Raw genomic sequence first — 5,987 nt, 5'->3', positions numbered from 1 at the left:
TTTCCGGGTCGACGCGCGGCGCAAGCAGCACCGGGGGCAGGAGGTGTTCGACCATGTGGTCATCCACGCGCTGCAGAAGTCGGGCCGCTCGCTCACGATGAGCAAGGACTTCCCGCCGGAGATCGAGCGGCTCGAAGCCCGCCTGCGCCAGGCCGGCATTGCGCCCGATTCGAAGTGGGTGCGCGACCCGGTCAACGGCCGGCTCGAGGAAGTGCGCTTCAGCTTCGTCGCCGACGTCACGATGACGGTGCGCCTGCTGCCCGACCACGACCAGGGCAAGGTCAGCTTCCAGCTCGGCAACCTCGACGACCTGGAGACCGTGGTGGTCACCTTCGCGGCGCCTCGGATCGACTCGAACCTGCTCGACCAGCTGGCGCGCTGGATGGTGGGCGAACCGCACGAGTTCCTGAAGCTCGCCGACAGCGCACGCCGCCAGGAAGCCTGACGGCGGCGGCCTGCCCGGCGCTGTTTGATCCAGATCAAGCGACGCCGGCGCGGGCCGGACCGATACTCGGGTTCCATGCGCCTGCATCCGTTCCGCCCCCGCCTGCTCGACAGCCTGCGCGGCTACGACCGCCGGCGCTTCTGGCAGGACGCATCGGCCGGCGTCACCGTCGGCGTGGTCGCGCTGCCGCTCGCGATGGCCTTCGCGATCGCGTCGGGCGTCAAGCCCGAGCAGGGCATCTTCACCGCCATCGTCGCCGGCTTCCTGATCTCGGCGCTGGGCGGCTCCAGCGTGCAGATCGGCGGGCCGGCCGGTGCGTTCATCGTCATCGTCTACGGCATCGTCGAGCGCTACGGGCTGACCAACCTGCTGATCTCGACCGCACTGGCCGGCGTGCTGCTGTTCGCGATGGGCGCGTTGCGGCTCGGCGCGCTGGTGCGCTACATCCCGGTGGCGATCATCATCGGCTTCACGAACGGCATCGCGGTGCTGATCGGCGTGTCGCAGCTGAAAGACCTGTTCGGGCTGCACATCGAGAAGGTGCCGGCGGATTTCTTCACGCAGGTGGGTGCGCTCGCCTCGCATGCCGGCAGCATGAACCCGGCGGCGCTGGCGCTGGGCCTCGGCTGCCTCGCGCTGGTCGCGTTGTGGCCGAAACGCTGGAAGGCCGTGCCGTCCCCGATCGTCGCGCTGGTGCTGGCGACGCTCGCGACCGCGCTGCTGCAGTTGCCGGTCGAGACCATCGGCTCGCGCTTCGGCGGCATCCCGCAGGGCCTGCCGCGGCTCGCGCTGCCGCCGTTCAGCTGGGCGAGTGCGCAGCAGCTGCTGATCCCGACCCTGACGATCGCGCTGCTCGGCGCCGTCGAATCGCTGCTGTGCGCCCGCGTCGCCGACAACCTCAGCGAGGCGCCGCGCCACGACCCGAACCAGGAGCTGATGGGCCAGGGCGTGGCCAACATGGTCGCCCCGCTGTTCGGCGGCATCCCCGCCACCGGCACGATCGCCCGCACCGTGACCAACGTGCGTTCCGGCGCCACCAGCCCGGTGGCCGGCATCGTGCACGCGGCCACGCTGCTCGCGGTGGTGCTGGTGGCCGCGCCGCTGGCGGTGCACGTGCCGTTGGCGGGGCTGGCCGGCATCCTGCTGTTCGTCGCGTGGAACATGGGCGAATGGCACGAGTTCGCGCGCCTGCGCCGCTTCAGCCTGCACTACCGCACGGTGCTGCTGGGCACCTTCGGGCTGACGGTGGTGTTCGACCTGACGGTGGCCGTGCAGTYCGGGCTGGTGCTCGCCTGCGTGTTCTTCATCTACCGGATGAGCACGCTGTTCCGCGTCGAGCCTTGCGAGAGCGCGGCGCCGGATGTGCAGGTGTTCGCGCTGAGCGGGCCGCTGTTCTTCGGCGCGGTCGGCACGCTGGAGGCGCTGCCGGCCCGCGTGCTGCCCGGCACCCGCGCGGTGGTACTGGACCTGCAGCGCATGCTGTCGATGGACACCTCGGGGCTGGATGCGCTGGCGCAATGTCAGCGCTCGCTCGCGCGGCGCGGGGTGGCGCTGTTCCTGGCCGGGGTCGATGCGCAGCCGCTGTCGCTGATCCGCCGCGCCGGCTTCGAGGCCGAGCTGGGGGCGGGGCGAATCGTCGCCGACAGGGCCGGCGCCGAGGCCGCCGCCCGGGCCGGCTAAAATCCGCCCTCCGCTGCTTCACTGGCCCCGACCATGCCGCTCTTCTGGAAAGCCTACAAGTCCGACACCACCTCGTTCATCGAGGAGCTGAAGGCCAAGGACCCGACGCTCGCGGGCCGGATGCTCGAGGGCCGCCAACTGCTGTGGGACAAGCCGGTCGACCGCGAGGCGCAGAGCGAGTACCGCGACGCCCAGGTCGCCCAGCAGCCCTACGTCTACCAGACCGGGCATTGAAGCGTCCCTGAACGCGACACCGAGCGGGCACCCCGTGAGCGAAGACGCCCTGGCGCAGGCCGCCACCGACGCGGCAGCGCCCACCGTGGTCGACCACGTGGCCGTGGCGCGCCTGTACGGCGAGCCGCTGTTCACGATGCCGACCGACCTGTACATCCCGCCGGATGCGCTGGAGGTCTTCCTCGAGGCCTTCGAAGGCCCGCTCGACTTGCTGCTCTACCTGATCCGCAAGCAGAACTTCAACATCCTCGACATCCCGCTGGCCAGCGTGACGCGCCAGTACCTGGCGTATGTCGACCAGATCCGCAAGACCAACCTCGAGCTCGCCAGCGAATACCTGCTGATGGCGGCGATGCTGATCGAGATCAAGTCGCGCATGCTGCTGCCGCCGAAGAAGGTGGCCGAGGGCGAGGAGCCCGAGGACCCGCGCGCCGAGCTGGTGCGCCGGCTGCTGGAGTACGAGCAGATGAAGCTGGCGGCAGCCGGGCTCGACCGCCTGCCGGTGCTGGGGCGCGATTTCCTGCGCGCGCAGGTGACCATCGAGCAATCGCTGACGCCGCGCTTTCCGGATGTCGAGATCGACGAGCTGCGCGCCGCCTGGGCCGACATCCTGAAGCGCGCCAAGCTGAACCAGCACCACACGATCACCCGCGAGGAGCTGAGCGTGCGCGAGCACATGAGCATCGTGCTGCGCGGCCTGCAGGGCCGCCGCTTCGCGATGTTCGAGGAGCTGTTCGACCTGACCCGCGGACCGCAGGTGCTGGTGGTGACCTTCATCGCGATGCTGGAGCTGGCGCGCGAGCGGCTGCTGGAGATCACGCAGGCCGAGGCGTTCGCGCCGATCTACGTGCGCCTGGCCTATCAACCCGCCTAGAAAAGAACACCCATGACGATCCACGAAGCACCCGTCCACCTCGTCACCCGTGCCGCCGCCCAGGCCGCGACGACCGACCGCTGGCAGGTGGCCGACATCGAGGCCCTGTTCGAGCTGCCGTTCACCGAGCTGATGTTCCGCGCGCAGACCGTGCACCGCGAGCACTTCGACCCGGCCGAGGTGCAGCTGTCGACGCTGCTGTCGATCAAGACCGGCGGCTGCCCCGAAGACTGCAGCTACTGCCCGCAGGCGGCGCGCTACGACACCGGTGTCGAGGCCGGCAAGCTGATGGACACCGAGGCCGTGCTCGACGCCGCGCGCCGGGCGCAGGAGGCCGGTGCCTCGCGCTTCTGCATGGGCGCCGCGTGGCGCGGCCCGAAGGACCGCGACATCGAGAAGGTGGCCGAGCTGGTCAGCGCGGTCAAATCCCTCGGCCTGGAGACCTGCGCGACGCTCGGCATGCTGGAAGACGGCCATGCCGAGGCGCTGCAGAGCGCCGGCCTCGACTACTACAACCACAACCTCGACACCGCGCCGGAGTTCTACGGCGACATCGTGCGCACCCGCCAGTACCAGGACCGGCTCGACACGCTGCAGCGCGTGCGCRGYGCCGGCGTCAAGGTSTGYKSCGGCGGCATCGTCGGCATGGGYGAGACGCGGGCGCAGCGGGCCGGCCTGATCGGCGCGCTGGCCAACCTCGATCCGTACCCGGAATCGGTGCCGATCAACAACCTGGTGCAGGTCGAAGGCACGCCGCTGCACGGCACGGTGCAGCTCGACCCACTGGAGTTCGTGCGCACGATCGCGGTGGCGCGCATCACGATGCCGACCGCGCGCGTGCGCCTGTCGGCCGGGCGCCAGGCGCTGGGCGAGGCGGTGCAGGCGCTGTGCTTCACGGCCGGCGCCAATTCGATCTTCTACGGCGACAAGCTGCTGACCACCGGCAACCCCGACGTGCAGGCCGACCGCGCGCTGCTCGACAAGCTGGGGATGCGGCCGGCATGAGCAGCCACCCGGTCCAGGACGCCGTGCCCGGCCGCAAGGCGGTGACGCTGCACCGGCTGCGCGAGATGCACGCGGCCCGCGAGCCGATCGCGATGCTGACCTGCTATGACACCAGCTTCGCGCGGCTGCTCGATGCGGCCGGCGTCGATTGCCTGCTGGTCGGCGATTCGCTGGGCATGGTGCTGCAGGGCCAGGCGAGCACGCTGCCGGTGACGCTGGACGAGATGGCGTACCACACGCGCTGCGTCGCGCGCGGCAACCGCGGGGCCTGGCTGATCGGCGACCTGCCGTTCGGCAGCTACCAGCAGGGGCCGGCGCAGGCGCTGGCGAGTGCGACGGTGCTGATGCAGGCCGGCGCGCAGATGGTGAAGCTCGAGGGCGGCGGCTGGACGGCCGAGACGGTGCGCTTCCTGGTGGAGCGCGGCATCCCGGTGTGCGCGCACCTGGGGTTGACGCCGCAGTCGGTGCATGCGCTGGGCGGCTACCGCATCCAGGGCCGCAACAACGAAGCCGCGGCGACGCTGCTGCGCCATGCGCGCGAGCTGGCCGATGCGGGCGCCGCGATGCTGGTGCTGGAACTGATGCCGGCGGCGGTGGCGAAGCAGATCACCGACGCGCTCGACATCCCGGTGATCGGCATCGGTGCCGGCGTGGCCTGTTCGGGCCAGGTGCTGGTGCTGCACGACATGCTCGGCATCACGCAGGGCAGGCTGCCGCGCTTCGTGCGCAACTTCATGGAGGGCAGCGCCGGCATCGGCGACGCGATCACGCGCTACGTGGCCGACGTGAAGGCCCGCCGCTTCCCCGACGACAGCCTGCACGGCTACTGAGCTTTCCACCGCGATGAAAACCGTTCATTCGATCGCCGACCTGCGCGCGGCACTCGGCACGCCCGGTGCCTGCGCCTTCGTGCCCACGATGGGCAACCTGCACGAGGGCCACCTGGCGCTGGTGCGGCAGGCAAAGCGGCAGGGGCTGCCGGTGGTGGCGAGCATCTTCGTGAACCGGCTGCAGTTCGCGCCGCACGAGGATTTCGACCGTTACCCGCGCACGCTGGCCCGCGACAGCGAGCTGCTGCAGGGCGCCGGCTGCGACCTCGTGTTCGCGCCCGACGAGCGCGAGCTGTACCCGCAGCCGCAGACCTTCAAGGTGGTGCCCGATGCGGCGCTGGCCGACATCCTCGAAGGGCATTTCCGGCCGGGTTTCTTCACCGGCGTGTGCACGGTGGTGATGAAGCTGTTCGCCTGCGTGCAACCGCGCATCGCGGTGTTCGGCAAGAAGGACTACCAGCAGCTGATGGTGATCCGGCAGATGACGCAGCAGTTCGCGTTGCCGATCGTGATCGAGGCGGGCGAGACGAGCCGGGCGGAGGACGGGCTCGCGCTGTCGTCGCGCAATGGGTACCTGGGCGCGGCGGAGCGCGAGGAGGCGGTGGCCTTGTCGCGCAGCCTGCGGGCGCTGGCTGAGGGCTTTGCCGCAGGCGGCCAGGCGCTCGCGCAACTCGAGGCCAAGGCGATGGCGGATCTGGCGGCGCGTGGATGGCAGCCGGACTACCTGACGGTGCGGCGGCGCGCCGACCTGCTGCCGCCCGGCAGCGGCGACACGGCCGGCTCGCTGGTCGCGCTCGGCGCGGCGCGGTTGGGGCAGACGCGGTTGATCGACAACCTGGAGTTCTGAGGCAATTCAGAGACCCAGAAAGTATCAAATTTGATACTTGCTACCTGTTAAGTATCGATTACGATACTTTCA

At 70.2% G+C, this 5,987-nt stretch carries 6 protein-coding genes and 1 pseudogene; all 7 read left to right on the top strand.

Annotated features, from left to right (window positions below; translation table 11 throughout):
- Positions 1-445: pseudogene (locus tag AC1D12_RS22175) on the top strand (hypothetical protein); the annotation flags it as partial.
- A 75-nt stretch (positions 446-520) separates the two neighbouring features.
- Positions 521-2,125, top strand: a complete 1,605-nt coding sequence (locus tag AC1D12_RS22170) for a SulP family inorganic anion transporter (protein ID WP_477842882.1) — start codon at positions 521-523, stop codon at positions 2,123-2,125.
- Positions 2,126-2,158: 33 nt separating this feature from the next.
- Positions 2,159-2,359: a DUF3460 family protein gene (locus AC1D12_RS22165; RefSeq protein WP_047505455.1), complete on the top strand. Its 201-nt coding sequence runs from the start codon at positions 2,159-2,161 to the stop codon at positions 2,357-2,359.
- 34 nt (positions 2,360-2,393) lie between these two features.
- Positions 2,394-3,233 (top strand): segregation and condensation protein A, encoded by an 840-nt coding sequence (locus AC1D12_RS22160; RefSeq protein ID WP_047505453.1) that lies wholly within the window; start codon positions 2,394-2,396, stop codon positions 3,231-3,233.
- A gap of 12 nt (positions 3,234-3,245) precedes the next feature.
- Positions 3,246-4,238, top strand: coding sequence for a biotin synthase BioB (gene bioB, locus AC1D12_RS22155; RefSeq protein ID WP_477842880.1), 993 nt, complete (start codon positions 3,246-3,248; stop codon positions 4,236-4,238).
- Positions 4,235-5,068 carry a 3-methyl-2-oxobutanoate hydroxymethyltransferase gene (panB, locus tag AC1D12_RS22150; RefSeq protein WP_477825923.1) on the top strand — a complete coding sequence of 278 codons (834 nt, stop codon included), beginning with the start codon at positions 4,235-4,237 and terminating at the stop codon, positions 5,066-5,068. Before bioB ends, panB begins: the two co-directional genes overlap by 4 nt.
- 13 nt (positions 5,069-5,081) lie before the next feature.
- A complete protein-coding gene (panC, locus tag AC1D12_RS22145; protein WP_477842878.1) occupies positions 5,082-5,915 on the top strand; it encodes a pantoate--beta-alanine ligase in 834 nt (277 codons plus the stop codon).
- Positions 5,916-5,987: the final 72 nt, after the last annotated feature.

The organism is Rhizobacter sp. P1_G5 (assembly GCF_056405435.1).
This window is presented reverse-complemented; position numbering and strand designations above follow the sequence as displayed.